Raw genomic sequence first — 26,678 nt, 5'->3', positions numbered from 1 at the left:
AAGCAATCATCTGTGTGGGCACTCGTACAGATTGAGTTCTAACAGTCGAGCTACTTAGGTAGTAAGACAAACAAATTTAGAGTCTCAATTTAAACTGAGTGACCAACGGAAATAAGTTTACTTATTTCAGCACAGTCAATTCAACATCGAAAGATGTTAAATAAATTCAGAATTCATTGAGCATGTCCGCTCCCTTAATGGGAAGGACAGAAAAAACTTTTAATTGAAGAGTTTGATCATGGCTCAGATTGAACGCTGGCGGCAGGCCTAACACATGCAAGTCGAGCGGTAACAGAGAGTAGCTTGCTACTCTGCTGACGAGCGGCGGACGGGTGAGTAATGCTTGGGGATGTACCTTATGGTGGGGGACAACAGTTGGAAACGACTGCTAATACCGCATAATGTCTTCGGACCAAAGCGGGGGACCTTCGGGCCTCGCGCCATAAGATCAGCCCAAGTGGGATTAGCTAGTTGGTGAGGTAACGGCTCACCAAGGCGACGATCCCTAGCTGGTTTGAGAGGATGATCAGCCACACTGGGACTGAGACACGGCCCAGACTCCTACGGGAGGCAGCAGTGGGGAATATTGCACAATGGGCGCAAGCCTGATGCAGCCATGCCGCGTGTGTGAAGAAGGCCTTCGGGTTGTAAAGCACTTTCAGTAAGGAGGAAAGGTTGGATGTTAATAGCATTCAGCTGTGACGTTACTTACAGAAGAAGCACCGGCTAACTCCGTGCCAGCAGCCGCGGTAATACGGAGGGTGCGAGCGTTAATCGGAATTACTGGGCGTAAAGCGTACGCAGGCGGTTTGTTAAGCGAGATGTGAAAGCCCCGGGCTCAACCTGGGAACTGCATTTCGAACTGGCAAACTAGAGTGTGATAGAGGGTGGTAGAATTTCAGGTGTAGCGGTGAAATGCGTAGAGATCTGAAGGAATACCGATGGCGAAGGCAGCCACCTGGGTCAACACTGACGCTCATGTACGAAAGCGTGGGGAGCAAACAGGATTAGATACCCTGGTAGTCCACGCCGTAAACGATGTCTACTAGAAGCTCGGTTCCTCGGAACTGTTTTTCAAAGCTAACGCATTAAGTAGACCGCCTGGGGAGTACGGCCGCAAGGTTAAAACTCAAATGAATTGACGGGGGCCCGCACAAGCGGTGGAGCATGTGGTTTAATTCGATGCAACGCGAAGAACCTTACCTACACTTGACATACAGAGAACTTACCAGAGATGGTTTGGTGCCTTCGGGAACTCTGATACAGGTGCTGCATGGCTGTCGTCAGCTCGTGTTGTGAGATGTTGGGTTAAGTCCCGCAACGAGCGCAACCCCTATCCTTAGTTGCCAGCGATTCGGTCGGGAACTCTAAGGAGACTGCCGGTGATAAACCGGAGGAAGGTGGGGACGACGTCAAGTCATCATGGCCCTTACGTGTAGGGCTACACACGTGCTACAATGGCGCATACAGAGTGCTGCGAACCTGCGAGGGTAAGCGAATCACTTAAAGTGCGTCGTAGTCCGGATTGGAGTCTGCAACTCGACTCCATGAAGTCGGAATCGCTAGTAATCGCGTATCAGAATGACGCGGTGAATACGTTCCCGGGCCTTGTACACACCGCCCGTCACACCATGGGAGTGGGTTGCTCCAGAAGTGGATAGTCTAACCTTCGGGAGGACGTTCACCACGGAGTGATTCATGACTGGGGTGAAGTCGTAACAAGGTAGCCCTAGGGGAACCTGGGGCTGGATCACCTCCTTATACGATTTAGAACTTATTTGTTCGTAGTGTCCACACAGATGATTGTTAGTTAGTAAAGCCGTTGGCTTCACTAATTAATATGCTCTTTAAAAATTTGGAAAGCTGATAATAAAATTCTGATGAATGACAATTGTTATTTATCAAGAGTTTTCAAAAGTAAAAATATGCCAATTAATTGAAAAATTAATCGGTATCTACTTTAGTATTCTCATCATTATTTGATGAATTAACTTCTGGCGAAGTTAACAGCTGTCACTAACAAAGACTCGTTTGGGTTGTATGGTTAAGTGACTAAGCGTACACGGTGGATGCCTTGGCAGTTGGAGGCGATGAAGGACGTATTAACTTGCGATAAGCCTAGTCAAGCTAGTAAAAAGCGCTTGAGACTAGGATTTCCGAATGGGGAAACCCACCTGCTTGCAGGTATCTTACACTGAATACATAGGTGTAAGAGGCGAACGCGGAGAACTGAAACATCTAAGTACCCGTAGGAACAGAAATCAACCGAGATTCCGGAAGTAGCGGCGAGCGAAACCGGACCAGCCCTTAAGCTTATTATGTGTTAGTGAAACATTCTGGAAAGTATGACGATACAGGGTGATAGTCCCGTACACGAAAATGCATCTTAAGTGAAATCGAGTAGGTCGGAGCACGTGAAACTTTGACTGAATATAGGTGGACCATCATCTAAGGCTAAATACTCCCAACTGACCGATAGTGAACCAGTACCGTGAGGGAAAGGCGAAAAGAACCCCTGTGAGGGGAGTGAAATAGAACCTGAAACCGTGTACGTACAAGCAGTAGGAGCCCACTTGTTGGGTGACTGCGTACCTTTTGTATAATGGGTCAGCGACTTATATTTTGTAGCGAGGTTAACCGATTAGGGTAGCCGTAGGGAAACCGAGTCTTAACTGGGCGTTGAGTTGCAAGGTATAGACCCGAAACCCGGTGATCTAGCCATGGGCAGGTTGAAGGTTGAGTAACATCAACTGGAGGACCGAACCCACTAACGTTGAAAAGTTAGGGGATGACCTGTGGCTAGGAGTGAAAGGCTAATCAAACCGGGAGATAGCTGGTTCTCCCCGAAATCTATTTAGGTAGAGCCTCGGACGAATACTTACGGGGGTAGAGCACTGTTAAGGCTAGGGGGTCATCCCGACTTACCAACCCTTTGCAAACTCCGAATACCGTAAAGTACTATCCGGGAGACACACGGCGGGTGCTAACGTCCGTCGTGAAGAGGGAAACAACCCAGACCGCCAGCTAAGGTCCCAAAGTCATAGTTAAGTGGGAAACGATGTGGAAAGGCCCAGACAGCCAGGAGGTTGGCTTAGAAGCAGCCACCCTTTAAAGAAAGCGTAATAGCTCACTGGTCGAGTCGGTCTGCGCGGAAGATGTAACGGGGCTAAACTATGCACCGAAGCTGCGGATTCAAAATTTATTTTGAGTGGTAGGGGAGCGTTCTGTAAGCCGTTGAAGGTGTACCGGGAGGTATGCTGGAGGTATCAGAAGTGCGAATGCTGACATGAGTAACGATAATGCGGGTGAAAAACCCGCACGCCGGAAGACCAAGGGTTCCTATCCCATGTTAATCAGGGTAGGGTAAGTCGACCCCTAAGGCGAGGCCGAAAGGCGTAGTCGATGGGAAACGGGTTAATATTCCCGTACTTGGTATAATTGCGATGGGGGGACGGAGCAGGCTAAGCAAGCATGGCGTTGGTTGTCCATGTGAAAGTGAGTAGGTTGAGAGTTTAGGAAAATCCGGACTCTTAAGACTGAGACACGAGACGAGCCACTAAGGTGGTGAAGTTGTTGATGCCATACTTCCAGGAAAAGCCTCTAAGCTTCAGATTATACCGAATCGTACCCCAAACCGACACAGGTGGTCAGGTAGAGAATACTAAGGCGCTTGAGAGAACTCGGGTGAAGGAACTAGGCAAAATCGTACCGTAACTTCGGGAGAAGGTACGCTCCGATTGGTGATGAGACTTGCTCTTTAAGCTGATTGGAGCCGCAGTGACCAGGTGGCTGGGACTGTTTATTAAAAACACAGCACTGTGCAAAATCGCAAGATGACGTATACGGTGTGACACCTGCCCGGTGCCGGAAGGTTAATTGATGGGGTTAGTTTTCGGACGAAGCTCTTGATCGAAGCCCCGGTAAACGGCGGCCGTAACTATAACGGTCCTAAGGTAGCGAAATTCCTTGTCGGGTAAGTTCCGACCTGCACGAATGGTGTAACCATGGCCACGCTGTCTCCACCCGAGACTCAGTGAAATTGAAATCGCAGTGAAGATGCTGTGTACCCGCGGCTAGACGGAAAGACCCCGTGAACCTTTACTACAGCTTGGCACTGAACATTGAACCTACATGTGTAGGATAGGTGGGAGGCTTTGAAGCAGAGACGCTAGTCTTTGTGGAGCCGTCCTTGAAATACCACCCTTGTAGTTTTGATGTTCTAACGTTGGCCCCTAATCGGGGTTACGGACAGTGCCTGGTGGGTAGTTTGACTGGGGCGGTCTCCTCCCAAAGAGTAACGGAGGAGCACGAAGGTTGGCTAAGTACGGTCGGACATCGTACGGTTAGTGTAATGGTAGAAGCCAGCTTAACTGCGAGACAGACACGTCGAGCAGGTACGAAAGTAGGTCATAGTGATCCGGTGGTTCTGAATGGAAGGGCCATCGCTCAACGGATAAAAGGTACTCCGGGGATAACAGGCTGATACCGCCCAAGAGTTCATATCGACGGCGGTGTTTGGCACCTCGATGTCGGCTCATCACATCCTGGGGCTGAAGTCGGTCCCAAGGGTATGGCTGTTCGCCATTTAAAGTGGTACGCGAGCTGGGTTTAGAACGTCGTGAGACAGTTCGGTCCCTATCTGCCGTGGGCGTTTGAGAATTGAGAGGGGTTGCTCCTAGTACGAGAGGACCGGAGTGAACGAACCGCTGGTGTTCGGGTTGTCATGCCAATGGCATTGCCCGGTAGCTACGTTCGGAACTGATAAGCGCTGAAAGCATCTAAGCGCGAAGCAGGCCTCGAGATGAGTTCTCACTAGACTTTTAAAGTCTCTGAAGGGCCGTTGAAGACTACAACGTTGATAGGCAGGATGTGGAAGTGGTGTGAGCCATTAAGCTAACCTGTACTAATTACCCGTGAGGCTTAACCATACAACGCCAAACGCGTTTTATGACAGCGTAACAGACAGAAGTTAGTATACTAAAGTAGATTTACGATTATCAGATTTCCGAATTTTATGTAGGGTGAACCGCAGCGCTTAATGCGAAATCAGTTCACCTTGCGCAAAGGACTCGTAAGCGCGATGCGCTTTGTCGAGAATCCTTTCCACGCATTTTGCTTGGTGACAATAGCGTTTTGGACCCACCTGACTCCATGCCGAACTCAGTAGTGAAACGAAACAGCGCCGATGATAGTGTGGCATTTGCCATGTGAAAGTAGGACATCGCCAGGCTCCTAATTCAGTCGAAAGACTTTAAATTTAAAAATTAATAATAAGAAAATTGAAAAGAATTTTCTTGGTGACAATAGCGTTTTGGACCCACCTGACCCCATGCCGAACTCAGTAGTGAAACGAAACAGCGCCGATGATAGTGTGGCATTTGCCATGTGAAAGTAGGACATCGCCAGGATCCTAATTAAAGAAAGCCCGATTCGAAAGAATCGGGCTTTTTTGTGTTTAATGCTTTCTACTATATCGGATGTCAGAAAATAGATGTCTGATACCATTCCGCTTAATTAAGTGGTCTATTTTGAGGCAATAAAACCGCGTTGATAACAAGGCAAAAATTTAGTTATTTAGTTGTTCTAAATCAGAAATTTTTAACGCAGGTAGCGACTGGTTTGATCACTCAAAATGATTAAGTATTTTTGCGGATTGGTATGATCACACAGATTGAAAGGTTCTCTTAAATTGCTTATTTCACCTCACGCTGAGATAATTAGGACGTAAAAGGCACTTTAGTGCTGAAAAGTCTCTGAATTACCACTGTAGTGTATCTTTCAGGTTAGGACATTGTTGAGTTTTTAGCGCTTGCTACTCTACTTTAAACTCCTTGCTTCCCTATCTTTGTTATGCGATAAAGCGCTTTATATTTGTAATACAATTAAGGTGTTTTGTGTCTCGTAAGAAAACAACAAAATCGAAAGGCTCATCAGGTTTAAACCGTAAGAATAGTGAAGCATTTATCAGCAAATTTTCAGCTCATCCAGATACACAAGTGTGCCCATCGGGTTTGATGTATAAAGTTGTAGAGGATGCGGCAGGTGACAAGCTCACAGAGTTTGATACTGTTGTTATTAATCAACGAATTATGCTCGCTGACGGTCATGTTATTGCCGATAGCTATAAAGCGGGTATGCCGGAGGTGTTTGCTTTATCGGAAGCGATTGAAGGCCTAAGAGAGGGACTTTTGTTGATGAATATAGGATCTCGCTATGAATTTGTGATCCCTCCTGCGCTTGCGTGGGGTAAAAAGGGGAATGGTGGTAAAATTGGTGCAAATGCAGTGCTGCATTTTGATGTTCGCTTAATTCGTTTAGCCTAACTCGACACTGAGCTAGAAACGCGTTACCGTCTTGTATGGCTGATTAAGGATATTTATGGACGCATTTACTTCACGGGTTTACTTACTACGGCATGGCGAAATTGCAACTCCGGGCATTCTTTGTGGGCACGTTGATGTTGCTTTGTCAGATGTAGGCTATGAACAGATGCGTCTAGCAAGCGCAAAATTATCTCGCTTCGATGCTATTTATAGCTCTCCGCTAAAACGTTGTTCAACGCATGCAGAATTCTTAGCTCGTCAGCATACAATCAATGTGCAATATAACAATGCATTGAAAGAGTTTAATTTTGGTGATTGGGATGGCCAAGATTACCAACAACTTTGGCAACAAAATGGTAAACCTCATGTCGGTGATTTTTGGCAACATCCGTGGCAGGTTAAAGTGCCAAATGGTGAATTAATGGCTGACTTTTACGCGCGAGTCGAAGCATGGTGGCAGGCATTTTTAGTTTCGCTTACAGAGTCCAAACATACGCAATCATTAGTGATTAGCCACGCCGGTGTAATTAAACAAATCCTCGCTATTATTTGTCATATGCCTAAACAAACGAATACTCACCTTAATGTTTTTCATTTACCTTATGCAGGGCTAATAACGTTAGATGTATATATAGATGAACAAGGGCAAGCGTGGCCTAAAATAGTTTTTTAGCCATCTAGAGTGATATTCATTGAATTATTTACTTAGCCCGCCATAATATACCGAACTACCTCAAAATTTAGATTTCGGCGTTTTACAGGGGCTTTATATCAAGGCGTTACTTTGCAGCACGTTTATAAGTAACAACTTAGAAAGTAAGTTTTTGAACAACGTTCTGCGGGTTGGTTTAAAGCGATTAATTCCGCGTTATTGATTTTAGGAAAGGAATAACCATTCTGTGTAATCAATTTCTTGCCTATATTGCTTTAATTCCAACAGAAACTCGCATCATGAGGTCGTTTAGGTATATCTATATGCTATGGAATGGGGTGAGATTCTCCAGCTGTTCCCGCAACTGTAATCCATGATGAACATGGTCAGCCAGATACTTAGCAACAACAATTAGTCTTATTATGCTAATACAGTAGAGTGTTTATCGATTTGAGCGATTTAATATTCAAACTAATTAGTATCATTGAGCGGGTCAACTCACGTTATCTACTGATATAGGTCAGTGCTTTCTGGTGCGTTGATAAAACTCGCCAAGAGAGTGTAATTTGCAATTAAAAAGCCAAGGCACAACCCCTTTAATTTCAGTATCTGATTTAAGCTGGGGAATTGCTGATAAAACAATTCTTAAATCAATCAATTTGCAGTTAAATGCAGGTCAATTTATTGGTTTGCTGGGACCTAATGGCGCCGGTAAATCAAGTTTATTGCGTTGCTTATATCGCTATTTAAAACCACAACAAGGTGCAGTCTTTTTAGCTGGCGATAATATTTGGCAAATCAGTGCTGATGAATTCGCTAAAAATGTTGCTGTGGTTTTACAAGAGTCTCCTTCGCAATTTAATTTATCTGTTTTCGATGTAGTTAGTTTAGGTCTCACCCCACATAAAACCCTGTTTAGTGCGACTAATGCCGATGATAAAAAGCGTATTTATCAAGCAATCGAGCAGGTTGGTTTAAGTCATCATACACAGCAAAGCTTTGATTCACTTTCGGGTGGAGAAAAACAGCGTGCACTTATAGCCCGCTCAATTGTTCAGCAACCAAAGTTATTGATTATGGATGAGCCAACCAGCCATCTTGACGTTAAGTATCAAATTCAAATTATGGAGCTTGCTAAGTCACTTGATGTCACTGTGCTCGCTTCATTTCATGATTTAAATCTAGCTGCTAGCGTATGTGATGAGTTACTTGTTATCGATGAAGGTCAATTAATTACGCAAGGCACACCAAAAGAGGTGCTTACCGAGCAGCTGTTAAGTGATGTTTTTGGTGTTTGTGCAAGAGTGTCTGCTCATCCTCAGTCAACCTCGTTTGATGAGTTCGTGCCACATATTACCTACTATTACGGCTATAACAGACAGGAGCATCAAGATGACTGATAGGGTGCGTTTTAGTCTCTGTGTATGCGTTGCACTTGTCAGTTGCTTTTTAGCACTCAGTTTTGGTGCCGCGAGTACATCAATGAGTGATGTGCTGCATAGTTTAATCAGCCAGGGCAGTGATGAATTTATCCAACGTATTATTTTGCAACTGCGCATGCCACGTATGATATTGGCGTTTTTAGCTGGAGCTGGGCTCGCGCTTGCTGGGCTTATATTACAAACCGTAACGCGAAACCCGTTGGCAGACCCTTACTTATTTGGTATTTCTTCAGGTGCCTCATTTGGTGTGGTTTGCTTTATATCGCTTACCGGTGTGAGTTTTGGCTTTAGTATGTCGATTGCTGCATTTTTGGGCAGCTTACTCTCTATGTTTTTGTTGATTGGCATTGCTGGGCGTCGCCATGTAGGGCAAGTTGAAGCGATGTTATTGGCGGGGGTCGCACTGTCATTTCTGTTTAGTGCTTTAACCAGTTTATTACTTTATTTTAGCGATCCTCAAGCGATTACAGCTATCTTATTTTGGACTATGGGAAGTTTTTCACGTGCTGAGTGGGGAACGCTCTGGATCCCGCTCACCGTAATCATTGCGTGTATGACGTTAATAATCGCTTTTCGTCGTCAGTTAAACGCTATGTTGCTTGGTGATGAAAGCGCGGCAACACTGGGGATTCATGCTCAACGTTTCCGTATTTTAATGTTACTGCTTAGTTCGTTAATTACTGCTGTTTTGGTCGCTATGTGTGGGGGGGTTGGCTTTGTTGGGCTTATGATCCCGCATATTGTCCGCTACTTTACGTCGCAAGGCTCAAGCCACAACCTTTTAATGACGAGCCTTGTTGGTGGTACATTTATGGTATGGGTTGATGTGCTTTGTCGTACTTTACTGACTAATCAAGAATTGCCTGTGGGTGTGATCACTGCGGCTATAGGCAGTGTGTTCTTTTTATCTTTACTTTATTTTCGTAAACAGCGCAGGTAGCCCATGTTTAATATCGCACCTCTTAACTCGCAGTATGCATCTGTAATTCAACAAAAAATAGATCTTAAAACCAAACCCTTAGGAGCGCTTGGTCAATTAGAAGAGTGCGCAAAAACGTTGACACTCATTTTAAGTCAATCTCTTAACTCAGAGCACGCTGTAGATGAATTTAAACCCGTTATTAACGCGCCGACACTCGTCGTTTTTGCAGGTGATCATGGTGTTGCTAGCCAAGGGGTTTCGATTGCGCCAAGCAGTGTGACTTCACAAATGATTGCGAATTTTGCGCATGGTGGAGCGGCAATTAATGTATTTTGCCGTCAACTTGGATGGCAGCTTGAGGTCGTTGATGCAGGCACTTTGTCAGAACAGCATCATATTAGTGTTCATAATCAACGTTTAGGGCATATTACTGAGTCAATAAATACCTCAATGGCGATGTCGCCAGCGCAAGTTGAACAAGGCTTTAAGTTTGCTAAGCAGCGTGTGAATGCAATAAAAAATATAGGGTGTAATACCGTAGCATTCGGTGAAATGGGGATTGGTAACACAACCAGTGCGGCAGCATTAATGGCTGCTCTATTATCATTACCTGCCGCTCAATGTGTGGGTAAGGGCACGGGCGTAACGGATGAGGTGGTAGCTAAAAAAATTGCGGTTGTTGAACAAGCCGTTAATTTGCATCGGGCGCATCTAAACGATCCATTAATGACATTAGCGGCGCTGGGTGGCTTTGAAATAGTTCAAATAACAGGTGCTATTTTAGCCGCGGCAGAATTAGGCATGGTGGTGGTTATTGATGGCTTTATTTGCAGTGCCGCAGCATTGGTTGCGACACGTATAAACGCGCATGCACGTGATTATATGATTTTTGCTCACGCCTCAGATGAGCAAGGACATAAAGCCATGCTGGCAGCGTTAGACGCATCGCCATTATTAAACCTTAATTTGCGCTTAGGAGAGGGCAGTGGTGCCGCCTTGGCGTTACCATTATTACAATCATCGCTTGCATTTTATAACGCAATGGCAAGTTTTGCAGATGCACATGTTGAGCAGGTTGTTTAAGCAATGAATACACACAACCCATCGCCTTCTCAAAAGCAGCTATTATTGCTAGCTGTTAGTTTTTTAACACGTATACCTGTGACGCTCAATTTTGAGGTATCAACGACGGCATTGAACCAAGCCAGTCGCTATTTTGCTTTGGTAGGGGTTCTACTTGCGGGGATTTTAAGTTTAGGTTATCTCGTGTTTAGTTACTTTTTTCCTGCTTCAATTTCCGTGGCACTTGTTATGGCCTTAGGGTTAATTTTGACGGGGGCATTTCATGAAGATGGGTTAGCAGATGTGTGGGATGGCTTTGGTGGTGGCTGGAAAGTTGAAGATAAGCTGACCATTATGAAAGACAGCCGTTTAGGAACCTACGGAGCGGCTGCGCTTATTATTGTGCTGCTTATTAAGTTTCAAAGTTTAGTTGTGTTGTCTGAGTCACTAAATTTGCTACTCATTGCGTTGCTATTAGGGCAGAGTTTAAGCCGAATTGTCGCAACGAGTTTAATTGCTGACATGGATTATGTTAGTCACGATGCAACCAGCAAAGTAAAACCCGTTGCGATGTATTTAAGCACCGAAAGTTACCAAATACTGCTTGCGACAGGCGGGGCAGTGATACTTTTCGCATGGTTATTTTCAGTGCTCAGTATTTGGCACATCTTCACTGTAATCCTTGTACTTATTATAACGCGTTTTATATTGATTCACTGGTTCAAAAAACAGTTATCAGGTTATACCGGAGACTGCCTAGGTGCCGCACAACAAATTGCTGAGCTGGCTGTATATTTAACCTTAGTGAGCATGTTATGAAGCAACCACATACCTTGATTTTAGGTGGCGCACGCAGTGGTAAAAGCCGCTTTGCAGAGCAACTAGCTAGCAATTCAGGCAAATCGATTATTTATCTTGCGACAGCCAATGCGGGTGATAGTGAAATGGCTGAACGCATTGCACGTCATCAATTAGAGCGCGATGGTCGTTGGCAAGTTATCGAAGAGCCACTGCAATTGGCTAAAGTGCTCAAAGAGCATGGCAAAGCAGACCGCTGTATTTTGGTTGATTGCTTAACACTTTGGCTGAGTAATTGTTTATGTCAGCACGGTGAAGCATATTGGCTAGAGCAAAAAGCAGCACTACTTGATGTGCTTAAAGAGCTTCCCTGCGAGGTTATTTTTGTTAGCAATGAAGTAGGCCATGGTATTGTGCCATTGGGTGAATTGAGCCGCCAGTTTGTTGATCATTCGGGTTGGTTACACCAATCACTTGCCAAGCAGGTTGCTCGGGTTGAGTTTATTATTGCTGGCCTTGCACAAACATTAAAGAGGGAGCAATGATGAAAACCCTTATGGTGCAAGGCACGACATCTGATGCAGGTAAAAGCACTTTAGTGGCGGCATTGTGTCGCATTTTTGCTAAACGCGGCATTAAGGTTGCGCCTTTTAAGCCGCAAAACATGGCACTTAATAGTGCTGTAACCGCCGATGGAGGCGAGATAGGGCGTGCACAAGCACTGCAAGCAGTGGCAGCTAATGTGCCCGCTGAGGTTGATTTTAACCCTATTTTACTAAAACCAAATAGCGATACGGGTGCACAAGTTATTGTGCATGGAAAAGCGCTTTCGAATATGGAAGCCGGCAGTTACCACGATTATAAAAAGGTCGCTATGGACGCTGTACTCACCTCTCAAAAGCGCTTAAGCGAACGGTTTGAGCTATTAGTTGTTGAAGGCGCAGGCAGTCCAGCAGAAATTAACCTCAGAGAAAATGATATTGCTAACATGGGTTATGCTGAGGCTGTCGATTGCCCAGTGATCATTATTGCTGATATTGATAAAGGCGGGGTTTTTGCTCACCTGGTTGGGACGTTATCGTTGTTATCTGAATCAGAGCAAGCGCGCGTAAAAGGGTTTGTAATAAATCGTTTTCGTGGTGATATAGCACTGTTACAAAGTGGTTTAGATTGGCTTGAGCAATACACGAATAAACCTGTATTGGGGGTTTTGCCATACTTACATGATTTAGCCTTAGATGCCGAAGATGCCGTGGCTATTGCTAATAAAGTTGCTGAGCCACAGTTACACATTGCTGTTCTTCTTTTACCTCATATTAGTAATCACACTGATTTCGATGTCCTCAGACTGCAACCAGAAATAGACCTTCACTATGTCCGTCATACACAATCGATTCCTGATGTTGATCTAATTATTATTCCAGGTAGTAAGAATGTGTTAAGCGATTTAGCCTTTCTAAAAAATGAAGGGTGGGACAAACAAATACACCGCCATCTTCGTTATTCAGGCAAAGTGCTGGGGATTTGTGGTGGCCTACAAATGTTAGGGATGCGAATTGCCGATCCTCATTCTGTTGAGTCTAGACTAGGGGAAGCAAAAGGGTTGGGAATCGCTAATTTTGAAACTCAGTTAGGCCAACAAAAAGTGCTGACACAAGTAACTGGAATATTGCATTTAAACAGCAGCGAACAGCTAGTTTGTGGTTATGAAATACATGCCGGAATAAGTGAGGGGCCAGCGCTTGAACAGCCTTTTATAACGTTTGAACAGCATCCGAATGGCTTTACCCATGACGGCTTTATTAGCGATGATAACCAAGTAGCAGGTACTTACTTACATGGGCTTTTTGATACACCTGATGCAGTAAATCAGTTGGTCAGATGGCTAGAGCCTGAGACGAAATTGACACCTATCGATCTTAATCAACACCGCGAACAGCAGTTAAATAGACTCGCAGACGTAGTGGAAAAACATATGGATATTGAGCAAATTATCAATATTTATGACACCTTTAGTAAGGAAAAATAATGAGCGAAAACAACCAAGATAAGCACCAACAGCGCCAACAAAAAGTAAAACAAAAAGTAGACGAGCGCATCGCCGCGGCTCAAAAAGAGCAAGGTATTTTTCAGGTCATTACAGGTAACGGGAAAGGAAAATCAACCTCAGGCTTTGGTACTGTAGCGCGTGCTGTGGGTCATGGCATGAAAGCAGCTGTTTGTCAGTTTATTAAAGGCACTTGGGAGTGCGGTGAACGTAATTTACTCGAAAAAGCAGGCGTCGAATTTGTCATTATGAATACGGGTTTCACTTGGGAGACTCAAAATAAAGACTCTGACACAGCGGCAGCGCAAGTGACATGGCAAGAAGCAAAACGAATGCTAAAAGATGAGTCTATTAATTTAGTGATGCTCGATGAAATCACTTATATGATTACCTATGGCTACATTGATTTAGATGAAGTCATTGCTGCAATTAGTTCGCGACCTGCAATGCAATCAGTGATTATTACAGGGCGAGGCGCGCACCGAAAACTCACAGAACTTGCAGACACCGTGAGTGAAGTACGTAACGTGAAGCATGCATTTGATGCTGGCATAAAGGCACAAAAAGGGTTTGATTACTAATATGAAAGCACTGACCTTTAGTTGCTTATGGGCATTGATGTGGTTGGCTCAGTTTTCTTACGCACATGAAATTAAAGAGCCTCAGCGTATCGTTGCTTTGGCTCCGCATATAGTCGAAAACCTGTTTGCAATTGGTGCTGGAGATCGGATCGTTGGAACCGTCGATTATGCCGATTACCCTGCACAAGCCAATGAAATTGAACGAGTGGGAGGTTACTATGGCATCAATATGGAAAGGCTCTTATCGCTGAAACCTGATCTTGTTCTTGCATGGAAGACCGGTAATAAAGCTGAAGATCTTGCTTACATTGAGAAATTAGGTATTCCGGTTGCTTACAGTAACCCAGACCAAGTGGATAATGTGGCTGATGAGTTACGTAAATTAGGTGAGTTAACCCATTTAAAAACGCGAGCCGATAGAGTCGCCACTGAGTTTGAAGTAAAGCTTGCTGCCATCCGTGCTTCACAGCAGGATAAACCCCCAGTGAGTGTGTTTTATCAGTTATGGCCAGAGCCGATGATGACGGTGGGTGGTAACACATGGATTAATCAGTTACTAACGATTTGCCATGCTGACAATGTATTTGCAAACAGTGAAACCGATTATCCGCGTATCAGCATTGAAAATGTGCTGGTAAGTAAACCCGAGGTGATTATTATCCCCGATGAAAAATCGAAAAAGCCGCAACCTCAAATAGATTGGCGACAATGGCCTGAATTACCGGCCGTTCAGCATAACCAATTTATTAGTGTTAACGCTGATTTATTACATCGCTTTACAACCCGCATGCTTGATGGCTTGAGCGAGATGTGTGGTAAAATAGACATTTCAAGAAAGCAAATACAGGCTTCAAAATGACCAACTGGCAAGATTTTTTAAAGGCTGAATTAGCCAAGCCCTATATGCAAGACACACTAACCTATGTTGCTGATAAACGCGCTGCGGGTGTTGTTGTATTCCCACCTGAAGAACAGGTTTTCTCAGCCTTTAACGCCACTCCTTTAAACGATGTGAAAGTGGTTATTTTAGGGCAAGACCCTTATCACGGTGAAGGGCAGGCACATGGATTATGCTTTTCAGTGCAACCTGAGGTTAAAAAACTGCCACCTTCACTTAAAAACATCTATAAAGAACTGGCCACAGATATCGACGGATTCGAAATACCTGAGCATGGTTACTTACAAAGCTGGGCAGAGCAGGGCGTGTTTTTATTGAATACAGTACTGACCGTTGAGCAGGGAAACGCGCATTCACATAAGCACTTGGGATGGGAGCAGTTTACAGACCAAGTTATCGCACTGATCAATCAGCAATGTGAGGGAGTCGTGTTTGTTTTGTGGGGGGCACATGCACAAAAGAAAGGTAAACACATCGATACATCGCGTCATCACGTGATCCAAGGCCCACATCCTTCACCTTTGTCTGCACATCGAGGTTTTTTTGGGTGTAAGCACTTTTCAACGATTAATCAGCGACTGAGCGAACAGCATAAAACACCGATTAATTGGCACCTTCCTAAAATTTAATGCAAACAAAAGGCCCTTGCGGGCCTTGGTTTAAAAGTCTAGCTCATCAATCGCTATACTGTCTGTAAAGTAGTCTAACTCCTGTAGTTCTTTACGTAATCTGTGCTTGTCTTTCAAAGCTTCGATTTCGCGCCATTTTCTCTTTTTATTTTTTGTAGAGGTCTTTTTTGTTGTACTAGGACCTTCTAATATTTCTAAAATATCGTCTAGGCTATCCATGAACTTCTCCTATTGATTATTTTGAACCTCGGAAATACCTATACCACAGGCTAGACAAAAATAGAATAAAAAAGTGACGATATTGTTACAGAAATGTGATTGCTAGATGAATAGATCAAAATTTTGTATGGTATATAAACAAAAACGCCACCGAGAGCGGTGGCGTTCATTTACAATGATTTTTGCAGATTACATTGCTTTAAAGCGTGCTTCTAATTCAAGCTGCGCTTCGGCAAAAGAGCGAATGCCCTCAGCTAGTTTTTCTGTCGCCATGGCATCTTGATTATGTAACCAACGGAACTCACTTTCAGTCAGTGGTGCTGGTTTTGGTTCAACGGTAAAGTCGCTTTCAAGTAAGTACTCTTGTGCGTCTGTAAGCTCACCAAGCTCTTCAAGTAATGCAGGGCTGATTGTTAATTTATCACAACCAGTAAGCGCGATGATTTCACCTGTGTTACGGAAGCTTGCACCCATCACGACTGTTTTATAGTCATGGCGTTTGTAGAATTCATAAATACTACGAACAGACTGTACACCAGGATCTTGCATTGGATCAGTCGGTTTTTCCATACCATTCGCTACATGCCAGTCAAGAATACGGCCAACAAACGGTGAAATTAGAAATACATTTGCGTCGGCACAGGCACGTGCTTGTGCTTCTGAGAATAACAGCGTTAAGTTACACTTAGTGCCTTCTTTTTCTAATTGCTCGGCAGCTTTGATGCCTTCCCACGTTGATGCAACTTTAATAAGAATTTTATCTTTGCTTACCCCTTCTTTTTCGTAAAGGCTAAGTAAAGTATGTGCTTTATCAATCGTCGCTTGTGTATCGAAAGATAAACGCGCATCGACTTCTGTCGAGATATAACCCGGTACAATTTCGCTAATTTCTTTACCAATTAATACGGCAAAATAATCGCAAGCAAGTTCAAGTTGCTTGGCTGCATCTTGCTCTGTTTCTTTTGCGTATTGCCATGCCTTGTCTAGATAAGGTTTATACGCTTCAATTTCACTGGCTTTTAAAAGTAAAGATGGGTTAGTTGTTGCATCTTCTGGTTGGTGCTTTTTGATAGCTTCAATATCACCTGTATCTGCAACAATAGATGAATGCTGTTTAAGCCTTTGTAGTGCTGAAGTCATTTGCTTTCCTCATTCCAAGCAAGTTAAAAGAAAATCCATTATAGCCACCTTAATGCTGCAACACTATGACAGTGTTTAATAGGTCAAATGTCCTTAACTAAGAAAACTAAGGCATTAGATGTGAAAATGCAGCGAATTAAGGCGGGGCGAAACAAAACGTGCATTTTGATTCATTTAATGTTGAAATTGACATCAAACAAATTACAAGTCAATAGCTATCTATGATCACAGTTATTTCACCTGCAAAAAATTTAGATTATGAAACACCAGCCACGACCGACAAATTCACTCAGCCTGAATTACTCGAGCACAGCGAAGAGTTAATGTCAGTTTGCCGTGATTTAACCCCTGCTCAAATTGGCAGTTTAATGAAAATCAGCGATAAACTAGCCGGTTTAAATGCAGCGCGATTCGCACAGTGGTCACAGCCGTTTACAACAGAAAACGCAAAACAAGCCGTCCTTGCATTTAATGGAGATGTGTATGGTGGTTTAGATGCACAGTCGTTAACACACTCTGACTTAGATTATGCACAGTCTCACTTACGAATTTTATCTGGCCTTTACGGTGTACTTAAGCCGCTCGATTTAATGCAAGCTTACCGCCTAGAAATGGGCACTAAGCTTGAAAATCCACGCGGTAAAAACTTGTATGAGTTTTGGGGGAGTGTGATAGCCGAAAAACTCAATACAGTCTTGGCAGAGCAAGACAGTAAGTACTTAGTAAACCTTGCTTCAAATGAGTACTTTAAAGCAGTTGATAAAAAAGCCTTGAATGCACAAATTATTACACCTCATTTTAAAGATTGTAAAAACGGCCAGTATAAAGTGATCAGCTTTTACGCGAAAAAAGCCCGCGGCATGATGGCGCGTTACATTATTGAGAATAAAATTACTCAATTGAGTGATTTAAAAGATTTCACAGTAGCGGGTTATTACTTCAGTAGCGATGCAACCGCGAAAGAGCTCGAACCTGTTTTTCTGCGAGAAGAACAGCACTAGAAAAAGAGCCTACTTTAGTGTGTTAAAAGCCGTGCGATGCACGGCTTTTTTTATGGTTTTTATTTGTCTGATTAAACATGGCGTTCATTTTGCAAATTACCGAGTTAGTTAATATAAGATAACAAGGTATAAACATGCTAAAAATTCCATCCGTTAGTGAAGCTGAAAAGCTCATTGAAGAGAAGCTTGGTGGTTGGATTGATATTGTTATAAGTCATATTCCTAACTTCATCGTCGCAATCATAATAACCATTTTATTTTCGCTTTTAGCGCGAGTGTGTGGCTCAATGCTGCGTAAAATCTTACGTCGCTCTTTGGAATCAACGCAAATTGCTGATTTGATGTCGTCTATTGCAAAAGTGGTTATTCTTTGTGTAGGGCTGTTTGTTGCGCTCGATTTTTTAGGCCTCAGAGGCACCGTGACTTCATTACTCGCAGGTGCTGGTATTGTTGGTCTTGCTATCGGTTTTGCTTTTCAGGATATGACCGAAAACTTAATAGCAGGTATTGCCATGGGTATTCGTAAACCCTTTAAAGCAGGTGATGTCATTCGAACGGAAAGTGTATTTGGTACAGTGCGCGCGATTAACCTCAGAAACACCCTTATCGAGAATTTTTATGGGCAACTAATTCTCGTACCGAATAAAATTTTATTTAGAAACATACTTAGTAATTACAGTACGTTAGGCGTTCGCCGTATTGAGGTGCCTGTGGGTATTTCGTATGCCGATGACCCAGAGCAAGCTGCAGAGGTTATCGTTAAAAAAATCAATGAATTTGATTTTGTGATCAAGCAAGAAGAGACCGCCGTGTACGCCGAAAGCTTTGGCGATAGCAGCATTAATTTACTGGTGTGGTTTTGGATTAAGTACCCCGGTGAAGCTGACTTTATGACTGTACGCCACAAAGCTGTTGTGGCTGTTAGAAACGCCCTAAGCGAAGCTGATATGACCATTCCATTCCCAATCCGCACGTTAGATTTTGGTATCAAAGGCGGCGAGAAATTAAACACCATGATCAGCGAAAAACAGCCAGATAAGGCCGCGGATGCAAAGCCAGCCGATAAGTAAAATTTACTGACTCACCGGCGTGATTTACACAGGGAAGTGTACGTGAGCGGGTGGTTGTTAGGTTTTATTATGGGTGAAGGAAATCTAGTCGTTCTGTGTGGTTTATTTAAGTCATTGAGGGGGGGACCCGTTTTTCTTGTTCGCTTAACCAAAGCAAACTGTTTTTGCCCAAAGACGAGTTAACGTAAATGCTCTAAGGGCGGCTCTGAGCGAATATCGGAAGTTCAGATTTTGTCTAATAATGATAAAATGATGCTAGTTGTATAAGAGAACCTGCTTATGAAAACCATAGGAAAGCTGGCTAAAGAACTAGACGTTAACGTAGAAACAATCCGATTCTATGAGCGTAAAGGGCTAATAGTACAGCCACTAAAACCTGATAGTGGTTACCGCATGTATGACGAAACCCATGTCAGTCAACTTAAATTCATATTAAAAGCTAAAGCGTTAGGCTTTACACTTGATGAAGTCGCTTCGCTTATGTCGATGAGTGGAAACTGCTCTGATGTAGAATCAATGGGTTTACAAAAACTTAAGTTAATACGAGAGAAAATTGCTGACTTGCAGCGGTTAGAACATGTGATTCAAGATATGACAAACTCTTGTAAAGCCAACCAAGACCCTAATTCCTGTCCAATTATAAATTCGCTCAATTAGCTATTGACTCCGTACCTATATACGGAGTTTAAACTACCTCAAAAGTAGAGGTAATTATGATTAATAAAATTCTAGATAAAGTAGGCTCTGGTGGCGTTTGGCTAGCCGCACTTAGCTGCACTGCATGTTTTCCTGCACTCGGCTCACTAGCATCAGCCCTAGGGCTTGGTTTTCTGTCTCATTTTGAAGGAATTGCGGTTAATACTCTATTACCATTGTTTGCTGCGCTCGCTTTATTGGTCAACTCGTATAACTGGTATCAACATAAGCATATGGTAAGAGGCATATTAAGTGTAATTGGCCCAATTGCAGTATTGCTGACTCTTTATCCGTTGTGGCAATACGACTGGAGCACTTACTTATTTTACTTTGGGATCACATGGATGGTATTTATGTCAGTGTTGGATATCGTTAAGCCTGTTAAGGAACCTGTATGCAAGATATAGAATTAGAATCTAAGATTACTTGTCCCGAATGTGGATATAGTAAGGTCGAGACTATGCCAACAAATGCCTGCCAGTGGTATTACGAATGTGAAGGGTGTAAAGCGTTACTCAGGCCATTAAAAGGTGATTGTTGCGTTTATTGCTCTTACGGGACTGTAAAATGCCCACCTATTCAAGAAGGAAGCAGTTGCTGTAACAAACCTTAAGGGCTGCTATTGGCACAAAGCTGTCCTTAGTCTCTAACGTGTTTTTGTCCAAAATTGGCTTGAAATACCATCTGCTGTTTACTCAAGAATGGTTGGTATTTATTACTTATAAGTAACCGCCTCGCGCGAAATAAATTTACGTCTATGCTGAGCTATTTTTGACTTGGCGCTTAAAACTTAAAACTATCGGCTTACAGCGTGGCTTACTTTGCTGGGTTTCGCTCCGCTCTTATCTTCACACAAAATCAACTGAGAGAGGGCGGCTTAAGTTCAAGATCAAAAAAGCGCAATCAGTCAAACTGGTTGCGCTTTTTGCTTATTCGCTGTGTGAGCGATTAGTGTAAGATACGAGCTCTGATTGTACCTTCAACTGCACTTAGTTCTTTAAGTGCGACTTCTGAATGGTCTGTGTCTACATCAATTACTACGTAACCAATCGCTTCGTCAGTTTGTAAGTACTGTGCTGCGATATTGATACCGTGCTGTGCAAACGCTTGGTTAATTTGCGTTAACACGCCGGGTCTATTTTGGTGTACGTGCAATAAGCGACTGCGGTTAGCGAGTTCAGGCAGTGATACTTCAGGGAAGTTCACGGCTGTAATTGTTGACCCATTATCTGAATATTTAGCAAGTTTACCCGCAACTTCAATACCAATGTTCTCTTGTGCTTCTTGCGTTGAGCCACCAATGTGTGGGGTCAAAATAACGTTATCAAAACCACGCAGAGGTGAAACAAATTCTTCGTCATTCGATTTTGGTTCAACAGGGAATACGTCGATGGCAGCACCGCTTAGCTTTTTCTCGCGCAGTGCTTCTGCAAGCGCATCAATATCAACCACTGTACCGCGTGATGCATTGATTAAAATCGCGCCTTGCTTCATGACTTCAAGCTCAGCCATGCCAATTAGATTTTTAGTTTGCGGCGTTTCTGGTACGTGTAAGCTAATTACATCGGCACGTTGCAATAACTGGGTAAGGTTATGTACTTGTGTCGCATTACCAAGCGATAGTTTGTCTTCGATATCAAAGAACTCAACGTTCATACCGATGTTTTCAGCCATGATACCGAGTTGTGTACCAATGTGGCCGTAACCAACAATACCTAACGTTTTACCACGGGCTTCAAATGAACCGTTGGCTGATTTTAACCAACCACCGCGATGAGCGAGGGCGTTACGCTGTGGAATACCACGAAGAAGTAATAAGATTTCACCAAGCACTAACTCTGCAACAGAGCGCGTGTTTGAGAATGGTGCGTTGAATACAGCAATACCACGCTCACGCGCAGCTTGCAGATCAACTTGGTTTGTACCGATACAGAAGCAGCCTACTGCAACAAGCTTTTCAGCTGCTTCTAATACCGCTTGATTAATATGAGTACGAGAACGAAGGCCAACAAAGTGCACATCTTTAATGCGCTCAATGAGCTCGTCTTCAGGTAAGGACGTTTTCACGTAGTCAATGTTACTGTAACCATTACGCTTTAGCGTTTCTACAGCACTTTGGTGCACGCCTTCCAGCAAGAGAATTTTAATTTTGTCTTTTGCTAACGATACCTTACTCATATCCTCATTCCTATTTACTTGATTTGCGGCCCATTTTTGGTGCCGATAATAACTTTGTCTGCACCGCGATGGGCAAACAAGCCGTTTGTGACTACCCCAACAATCTGATTGATTGTTAGCTCTAATTCTTTGGCATTGCTGATATCAAGGTTATGCACATCTAAAATGATGTTGCCGTTGTCTGTCACTACACCTTGGCGGTACACTGGATCACCCCCAAGTTTTACGAGTTCACGAGCAACGTAGCTGCGAGCCATTGGGATTACTTCAACTGGCAGTGGGAATGCCCCTAATGTCTCAACTTCTTTTGATTCATCAACAATACATACAAATTGTTTTGCTACCGCAGAGACTATTTTCTCGCGTGTTAGCGCTGCGCCACCGCCTTTAATCATTTCGTTGTGTGGGTTGATTTCATCAGCGCCATCAACATAAACATCAAGGCTTTGCACATCATTAAGCTCAAATACTTCAATACCAAGTGCTTTTAACTTTTCAGTTGAAGCTTCTGAACTTGAAACAGCACCCACAAGGGTGTCTTTTACCGTGTCTAGTGCATCAATAAAATGATTTACTGTTGAACCTGTGCCAACACCAACAATGGTGTTTTCTTTTACAAATTCGAGTGCTGCCCAGGCAGCGGCTTTTTTTAATTCATCTTGCGTCATAATTATGTGCTCAGTTGGCTGTCAGAGAGATACTTATTCAAGTGTTCATAGTATACAGAGAGAAGTGCTACCATTGGTAGATTTTCTCTGGGGTGATGATGTGTTTTAGCGGAACATCCCAAGATTCTATTGGTAAAGAAGGCACATGCTGACATTGATGCGCCAGACCGATTAATATCGGCTTTTGCCAGTTCTCTTGGTAGTATCGTGCTAATGTTTTGTCATAAAACCCACCGCCCATACCTAAACGGTTACCTTGATCATCAAATGCCACGAGTGGCATTAATAAAATATCAAGCTTGTCTAAAGGACATATTTGACTGCAATTCAACTTGGGCTCCAAGATACCATAGCGATTTGCAGTCATGGGTGAATTTTCTTCATACCTTTGAAAGTACAAAGTAGTGCCATTAAACGGGTGGATTATAGGCAAGTAAAGGGGCGCTTTTTTGTGCCATAATTCTTTAATTAACAATGAGGTATCTAGTTCTCCATCATTGCTAAAATAAATGCCTATACGGGGATTTTGGGATGTATTTAATGATTTTAGGTGTTGAGTAAAATTCATTTTCAGCGCAATTGCTGCATTTTTTTGTTGCTCTTTGCTAAGAGAATTACGCTTTTTGCGAATAGATTGTCTTATTTCTGCTCGTATGTTGCTCATGTCAATATGTATATTAACTTTCTAAAAATGAGAATAGGTCAGGAAACAGTTCCACAATACCCAGCGCAATTAACAACACAACCACCATGGCAATCAATGAATAGAGCAGGGTGTTTGGACGCTTTTTAACAGGTTCGCAATATGCTTCTTCATCAAGCAAATCTTCTTCTTGCCAGTTATCGGTGCTGCTTAGTTCACTGCTGTTTTCAAGTTCAGGGAGCCGTTGTTCAAGGTCGTCTAGCTTTTCTTCTAAGCGAATAAGACTACTGGTTATGTAGTCAAGCGCATCAAAAATACGCTCATCACGTTGCTTTGCGTCAAGGCCAATACTCGCAGGCTGCTGACTAACTGGTTGTAATTTAGCTTTTATGCCAACACTGGCCAGTAGTTTAGCTTGCTTAAGTGCTTTTTCTTGATCGCTCGGAGCAAACAAAGGTTTGTGCTCAAAAAGCCCTGCAACTTTGTCTGTGCTGGTTTTTAATTTTGCGGCAAGTTGCTCAGTCGCTTGTGTTTGATCTATGCCTGATTCAAGCCCGGCAAACATCACACGAAATTTTTCTGCCATGCTGTGATTTCCAAATCTCTAGAGTGTATGGCTGAAAGTATAAACCTAAATAGATCAATGGATAAACAAAAGCCCGTAAAAACGGGCTTTTTTCTTTTTGGAATTTACTTTGCGTGATTAGTATTTGGCGGCTTTGCCTTCTGCTGGCAGCGATTTCAAAATAAATTCACGTAAGTCATTGTTTGATGATTCAAGGTCGGCATGACGTAAATACATCATGTGACCACTGCGGTAGCCTTTAAAGCTTAAGCGATCTTTCATTTTGCCACTTGGATCTAACTGCCACATTGTGTATTTAGCGTCAAAGTAGTTTGTTGCACCATCATAGTAACCAGATTGGATCATGACATTCAGGTACGGGTTTTGTGCCATTGCTAAACGCAGGTTTTCGCCAGTGTTATTACCTGAGCGGTCCCAAGGGTGAACATTACCAAATAAGTTGTATTTGATATCAGTTTTGTAATTTAACTCTTCACGTAGGTAGTAGTTAATTGCGGGTGTGAATGAGTGTAACCATGACGTGAGCTCTGCCCAGTAGTCTGGTGATTCACCCGCATCGCGTTTATCGATACCTAAGTAGCGTGAATCTAAACGACCCACCGTTTGACCGCGGTCACGTAGCAGCTCTTTCCAGAAAAAATCAGTTGGAATATCAAGGTTGTTTTGCTCAACAAATTTCTCTGATAAGCCAGCGTATTTAGCTGCTTGCTTGATAATAGCGCGTTTTTCATCAGCCGCTAAAAAGCCCCCTTTAGCAATCGCTGGAAGGAACTTATTTACCGTGAAGTCTTCAACTTCTGGTAGTAGCTCATCTAAGTCTTTAGCTTGTAAATCAGCACTTAAAGCTTTGTGATACCACGCGGTTGCTGCAAAGTAAGGTAAGCGGTTAGCGGCTTCTACAGGGCCTTCGCGCTTAATGCCAATTTCAGTTGGTGAGACTAAAATAACGCCGTTGATATACATCCATTGACGGTTTTGTAATTCGTGAGCTAGGCCTGAAACACGGGTTGTACCATAGCTTTCACCAATTAAGAATTTGGGTGAGCGCCAGCGTTCATTGCGCGATACAAAGGTGTTTAACCACTCCGCTAAGTATTTTATGTCGGCATTAACACCAAAGAACATTTTTTGTTGATCAGATTTACTTGGCAGTTCGCCTTTTTCGTTCTCTAATACGCGAGAGTACCCTGTATTCACGGGATTGATGTAAACAATATCTGCAACATCTAAAATTGAATATGGGTTATCTTTAACGCCATAAGGTTGCACAGGGTAACCTTCGTCATCAATTTTTAATACGCGTGGTCCAGTATAAGCAAGGTGCATCCACACTGACGCAGAGCCCGGTCCACCATTAAACGAAAACACCAGCGGGCGCTTTGTACGATCGTCTACTTTATCGCGCTGATAATAGGTGTATTGTAACGTGGCGACGGCATTTCCTTGTTCATCCCAAACAGGCTGGGTCCCAGTGGTTGCAGTGTAAGAGAAGCGCTCACCGTTTATACGTGCTTTGTGTTCAGTCACGACATTGCTGTCTACGTCGATACGACGTTCGTTCTCAGCAAAACTAGGCGTACTAAAGGTCAATGTTAGGGCGGTCACAGACAAACCAATAAAACTAACGAGTTTCATGTTGATTCCTTATTATTCGAATTGCAGTCATTAGAAAGAAAAGCGCGCGCGATGACAAACTATTGAGACTAGTCACCAATATTAGTCGTTAAACAGAGAAATAATGAGAATGGCTGAGAAAATACCAAAAAGCGCGTTTTTTTATTAAAGATAGTTTGGTTAAATATTTAGCTAAATTGAAAAATAACGTATATTTAGCAAGTTTTATGATTTGTAATACATGCTTATAAAAGAGAAGTTGCGATGCAAAGAGTGTTAGTGGTTGAAGACAGTAAAGTAGTACAGCAGGTGTTACGTCACTTGGCTGCCCACTATTTAGATGTGGATGTCGACTTTGCGTGGTCTCTAAAAGAAGGCATTTCCTTAATTGCTAAGCATGAATATACCTTGGCGCTGGTCGATTTAACCTTGCCCGACGCGATGAATGGTGAGGTGGCTAAATACACACTATCAAAAAATATCCCAACAGTGGTTTTAACCTCAAAGATTGACGAATACATTCGCCAACAAATGTTAGAGCTGGGTGTGGTTGATTACGTTGTGAAAGATAATAGAGACTCTTATCACTACGCTATTAAACTCGTTGCGCAGTTACTGCGTAATCATGGTTGTAAGGCGTTGGTTGCTGATGACTCTGTACTTAGCCGCACGTTAATGAAACAAATGCTCGAAAAACAGTTGTTTGAAGTGAGTGATGCCCACGACGGTGAACAAGCATTGCAAATGCTCAAAGACGATCCTGAAATTAAATTGTTGCTCACAGATTATGCCATGCCAACAATGGACGGTTTTGAGCTTGTTAAAGCGGTACGTAACTTTAGAGGCCGTGATGATTTAGCCATTATTGGGTTATCGGGGGCGGGCAAACACGGCTTATCTGCACGCTTTATCAAATATGGTGCAAATGACTTCTTAACAAAACCTTTTATGAACGAAGAGTTCCATTGCCGTGTTATGCAAACTATGGAGCAGCTCGCTTTAATTGCCGACATAAAAGAAAGCGCATACCGAGATCACTTAACGGGTTTGTATAATCGTCGTTATTTTTATCAATATGCAGAAAAAGTACTGAAACATGTTGAGCAAGACAATGTGCTTGCCTTATTAGACATCGACTTTTTCAAAAATATTAATGATCAGTTTGGTCATGAGGCGGGCGACCAAGCATTAAAACAGGTCACTTCATTCTTAAAAACAAAATTTGATGATTTTACGATTGCACGTATTGGCGGCGAAGAATTTGCGGTTGTGCTGGACAATATGGGGCTTGAAAAAGCAGAGCTGAGGTTGAATACCTTTAGAGAGCAACTGGCCGAGCACGCGTTTTCTATCAATGGCGAGCCTTATTCATTAACCATGAGTATAGGGATTACGCCATTTTCTAAAGTATCACTGACTGGTGCTATGCGCTTAGCAGATAAAGCGTTATATCAGGCAAAACAGCAACAACGTAATTGCGTGGTTAGCTTACAGTCCAATTAAGTGCAC

At 43.1% G+C, this 26,678-nt stretch carries 24 protein-coding genes, 4 rRNA genes and 1 riboswitch; of the genes, 21 read left to right on the top strand and 7 right to left on the bottom strand.

What is annotated here, in order from left to right:
• Nucleotides 1-220 precede the first annotated feature (220 nt).
• From H3302_RS12100 to ung, 15 genes are all read left to right on the top strand, one after another.
• A 16S ribosomal RNA gene (locus H3302_RS12100) occupies nucleotides 221-1,761 on the top strand.
• A 281-nt stretch (nucleotides 1,762-2,042) separates the two neighbouring features.
• Nucleotides 2,043-4,928: ribosomal RNA gene (locus H3302_RS12095) — 23S ribosomal RNA — on the top strand.
• Nucleotides 4,929-5,115: 187 nt separating this feature from the next.
• A 5S ribosomal RNA gene (gene rrf, locus H3302_RS12090) occupies nucleotides 5,116-5,230 on the top strand.
• 63 nt (nucleotides 5,231-5,293) lie between these two features.
• Nucleotides 5,294-5,408, top strand: a 5S ribosomal RNA gene (gene rrf / locus H3302_RS12085).
• Together the 16S, 23S and 5S rRNA genes form the textbook arrangement of a ribosomal RNA operon.
• 486 nt (nucleotides 5,409-5,894) lie before the next feature.
• Nucleotides 5,895-6,323 carry an FKBP-type peptidyl-prolyl cis-trans isomerase gene (locus tag H3302_RS12080; protein WP_065978673.1) on the top strand — a complete coding sequence of 143 codons (429 nt, stop codon included), beginning with the start codon at nucleotides 5,895-5,897 and terminating at the stop codon, nucleotides 6,321-6,323.
• A gap of 55 nt (nucleotides 6,324-6,378) precedes the next feature.
• Nucleotides 6,379-6,996 carry a histidine phosphatase family protein gene (locus tag H3302_RS12075; RefSeq protein ID WP_074989058.1) on the top strand — a complete coding sequence of 206 codons (618 nt, stop codon included), beginning with the start codon at nucleotides 6,379-6,381 and terminating at the stop codon, nucleotides 6,994-6,996.
• A gap of 273 nt (nucleotides 6,997-7,269) precedes the next feature.
• Nucleotides 7,270-7,392, top strand: a riboswitch (cobalamin riboswitch).
• 149 nt (nucleotides 7,393-7,541) lie between these two features.
• A complete protein-coding gene (locus H3302_RS12070; protein ID WP_074989057.1) occupies nucleotides 7,542-8,375 on the top strand; it encodes an ABC transporter ATP-binding protein in 834 nt (277 codons plus the stop codon).
• Entirely contained in the window at nucleotides 8,368-9,357 is a 990-nt protein-coding gene (locus tag H3302_RS12065; RefSeq protein WP_259369858.1) for an iron ABC transporter permease, read from the top strand. The genes H3302_RS12070 and H3302_RS12065 overlap by 8 nt, the downstream gene beginning before the upstream one ends.
• Nucleotides 9,358-9,360: 3 nt before the next feature.
• Entirely contained in the window at nucleotides 9,361-10,422 is a 1,062-nt protein-coding gene (gene cobT, locus H3302_RS12060) for a nicotinate-nucleotide--dimethylbenzimidazole phosphoribosyltransferase (RefSeq protein WP_182395358.1), read from the top strand.
• 3 nt (nucleotides 10,423-10,425) lie between these two features.
• Entirely contained in the window at nucleotides 10,426-11,220 is a 795-nt protein-coding gene (locus H3302_RS12055) for an adenosylcobinamide-GDP ribazoletransferase (RefSeq protein ID WP_182395356.1), read from the top strand.
• The gene (cobU, locus tag H3302_RS12050) at nucleotides 11,217-11,744 is read left to right on the top strand and encodes a bifunctional adenosylcobinamide kinase/adenosylcobinamide-phosphate guanylyltransferase (protein WP_075594420.1); all 528 of its coding nucleotides are present in this window, start codon (nucleotides 11,217-11,219) and stop codon (nucleotides 11,742-11,744) included. Before H3302_RS12055 ends, cobU begins: the two co-directional genes overlap by 4 nt.
• Entirely contained in the window at nucleotides 11,744-13,228 is a 1,485-nt protein-coding gene (locus H3302_RS12045) for a cobyric acid synthase (RefSeq protein WP_182396418.1), read from the top strand. Before cobU ends, H3302_RS12045 begins: the two co-directional genes overlap by 1 nt.
• Nucleotides 13,228-13,827 carry a cob(I)yrinic acid a,c-diamide adenosyltransferase gene (cobO, locus tag H3302_RS12040; protein WP_036966385.1) on the top strand — a complete coding sequence of 200 codons (600 nt, stop codon included), beginning with the start codon at nucleotides 13,228-13,230 and terminating at the stop codon, nucleotides 13,825-13,827. Before H3302_RS12045 ends, cobO begins: the two co-directional genes overlap by 1 nt.
• Nucleotides 13,828-13,864: 37 nt before the next feature.
• Nucleotides 13,865-14,686 (top strand): cobalamin-binding protein, encoded by an 822-nt coding sequence (locus H3302_RS12035; protein ID WP_231387333.1) that lies wholly within the window; start codon nucleotides 13,865-13,867, stop codon nucleotides 14,684-14,686.
• Nucleotides 14,683-15,354, top strand: a complete 672-nt coding sequence (gene ung / locus H3302_RS12030) for a uracil-DNA glycosylase (RefSeq protein WP_036966388.1) — start codon at nucleotides 14,683-14,685, stop codon at nucleotides 15,352-15,354. The genes H3302_RS12035 and ung overlap by 4 nt, the downstream gene beginning before the upstream one ends.
• A gap of 30 nt (nucleotides 15,355-15,384) precedes the next feature.
• Here the strand turns inward: ung and H3302_RS12025 are convergent, their stop codons facing one another.
• Nucleotides 15,385-15,573, bottom strand: coding sequence for a DUF3545 family protein (locus tag H3302_RS12025; protein WP_036966391.1), 189 nt, complete (start codon nucleotides 15,571-15,573; stop codon nucleotides 15,385-15,387).
• A 189-nt stretch (nucleotides 15,574-15,762) separates the two neighbouring features.
• Nucleotides 15,763-16,713, bottom strand: a complete 951-nt coding sequence (gene tal / locus H3302_RS12020; protein ID WP_036966394.1) for a transaldolase — start codon at nucleotides 16,711-16,713, stop codon at nucleotides 15,763-15,765.
• A 221-nt stretch (nucleotides 16,714-16,934) separates the two neighbouring features.
• On the opposite strand from tal, the gene yaaA reads away from it, so the two are divergent.
• The 5 genes from yaaA (at nucleotide 16,935) to H3302_RS19935 (ending at nucleotide 20,093) form a co-directional block, all read left to right on the top strand.
• A complete protein-coding gene (gene yaaA / locus H3302_RS12015; protein WP_036966396.1) occupies nucleotides 16,935-17,714 on the top strand; it encodes a peroxide stress protein YaaA in 780 nt (259 codons plus the stop codon).
• Nucleotides 17,715-17,848: 134 nt separating this feature from the next.
• Nucleotides 17,849-18,784, top strand: coding sequence for a mechanosensitive ion channel family protein (locus H3302_RS12010; protein WP_182395354.1), 936 nt, complete (start codon nucleotides 17,849-17,851; stop codon nucleotides 18,782-18,784).
• Nucleotides 18,785-19,063: 279 nt separating this feature from the next.
• A complete protein-coding gene (locus tag H3302_RS12005; RefSeq protein WP_074989051.1) occupies nucleotides 19,064-19,441 on the top strand; it encodes a MerR family transcriptional regulator in 378 nt (125 codons plus the stop codon).
• A gap of 56 nt (nucleotides 19,442-19,497) precedes the next feature.
• The gene (merC, locus tag H3302_RS12000) at nucleotides 19,498-19,887 is read left to right on the top strand and encodes an organomercurial transporter MerC (RefSeq protein WP_074989050.1); all 390 of its coding nucleotides are present in this window, start codon (nucleotides 19,498-19,500) and stop codon (nucleotides 19,885-19,887) included.
• Nucleotides 19,875-20,093, top strand: a complete 219-nt coding sequence (locus H3302_RS19935; RefSeq protein WP_074989049.1) for a GDCCVxC domain-containing (seleno)protein — start codon at nucleotides 19,875-19,877, stop codon at nucleotides 20,091-20,093. The genes merC and H3302_RS19935 overlap by 13 nt, the downstream gene beginning before the upstream one ends.
• A gap of 335 nt (nucleotides 20,094-20,428) precedes the next feature.
• On the opposite strand, the gene serA is transcribed toward H3302_RS19935, so the two are convergent.
• The 5 genes from serA to H3302_RS11975 all read right to left on the bottom strand — a co-directional run bounded on the left by serA (nucleotide 20,429) and on the right by H3302_RS11975 (nucleotide 25,190).
• On the bottom strand, nucleotides 20,429-21,658 hold the full coding sequence (gene serA, locus H3302_RS11995) for a phosphoglycerate dehydrogenase (RefSeq protein WP_065978662.1): 1,230 nt from the start codon (nucleotides 21,656-21,658) through the stop codon (nucleotides 20,429-20,431).
• Nucleotides 21,659-21,672: 14 nt separating this feature from the next.
• Entirely contained in the window at nucleotides 21,673-22,326 is a 654-nt protein-coding gene (gene rpiA / locus H3302_RS11990; protein WP_065978661.1) for a ribose-5-phosphate isomerase RpiA, read from the bottom strand.
• Between the two features lie 67 nt (nucleotides 22,327-22,393).
• Nucleotides 22,394-22,990, bottom strand: coding sequence for a 5-formyltetrahydrofolate cyclo-ligase (locus H3302_RS11985; RefSeq protein WP_182395352.1), 597 nt, complete (start codon nucleotides 22,988-22,990; stop codon nucleotides 22,394-22,396).
• A 13-nt stretch (nucleotides 22,991-23,003) separates the two neighbouring features.
• Nucleotides 23,004-23,555, bottom strand: coding sequence for a hypothetical protein (locus H3302_RS11980; RefSeq protein ID WP_182395349.1), 552 nt, complete (start codon nucleotides 23,553-23,555; stop codon nucleotides 23,004-23,006).
• Between the two features lie 117 nt (nucleotides 23,556-23,672).
• A complete protein-coding gene (locus H3302_RS11975) occupies nucleotides 23,673-25,190 on the bottom strand; it encodes a S10 family peptidase (protein WP_036966423.1) in 1,518 nt (505 codons plus the stop codon).
• A 243-nt stretch (nucleotides 25,191-25,433) separates the two neighbouring features.
• On the opposite strand from H3302_RS11975, the gene H3302_RS11970 reads away from it, so the two are divergent.
• Nucleotides 25,434-26,672, top strand: a complete 1,239-nt coding sequence (locus H3302_RS11970) for a diguanylate cyclase domain-containing protein (protein WP_036966426.1) — start codon at nucleotides 25,434-25,436, stop codon at nucleotides 26,670-26,672.
• Nucleotides 26,673-26,678 lie beyond the last annotated feature (6 nt).

The sequence above is a fragment of the Pseudoalteromonas sp. MT33b genome, from assembly GCF_014117385.1.
GTDB lineage: Bacteria > Pseudomonadota > Gammaproteobacteria > Enterobacterales > Alteromonadaceae > Pseudoalteromonas > Pseudoalteromonas lipolytica.
The sequence above is the reverse complement of the archived record's forward strand: the minus strand, read 5'-3'. Positions and strand labels throughout refer to the sequence as shown.